Annotated in this window: 1 protein-coding gene; it reads left to right on the top strand. The window is 50.7% G+C overall.

Annotated elements, in window-relative coordinates; genetic code table 11:
• Positions 1 to 408: hypothetical protein (locus VJI94_RS08045; RefSeq protein ID WP_324008969.1), on the top strand; the 408-nt coding region annotated here is incomplete at both ends.

Raw genomic sequence — 408 nt, 5'->3', positions numbered from 1 at the left:
ATGTGGGTCCCAAGAAGGATGCTGAGGGCTATGCTATCAAGAAGGAAGGTGGCAAGCCCTGGGAATATGAACGTGAGATGGTGCAGAAGTTAGCCACCACTCAGCAGAATGGCTATGGTGGGCGCCATTATCCCATTAAAATGGCGGATGATTCCGATTTCCATCCTGGCAAAGAGATCGTTCTACGTGGTCCATGGCATGGTGGTGCCGCTGATGGCTTTGTAGAAGTGACTATGAAGTTTGCCGATGACAAATTCGGTGGACTTGACTCCAGTAGGGAAGATTGGCATAAGTGGATGGGCTATTTCGGCTTTCTCATCCCTGAGCAGACCTATCTGGATATCCTCGCCACCTTCAGGCCTGAACTTCCGATGTTCCTGGTAGATCTGGGTTACGCTCGGCGTATAG

The sequence above is a fragment of the Parvimonas sp. D9 genome (genome assembly GCF_035282565.1).
GTDB classification, from domain to species: Bacteria; Bacillota; Clostridia; order Tissierellales; family Peptoniphilaceae; genus Parvimonas; species Parvimonas micra.
The sequence above is the reverse complement of the archived record's forward strand: the minus strand, read 5'-3'. Positions and strand labels throughout refer to the sequence as shown.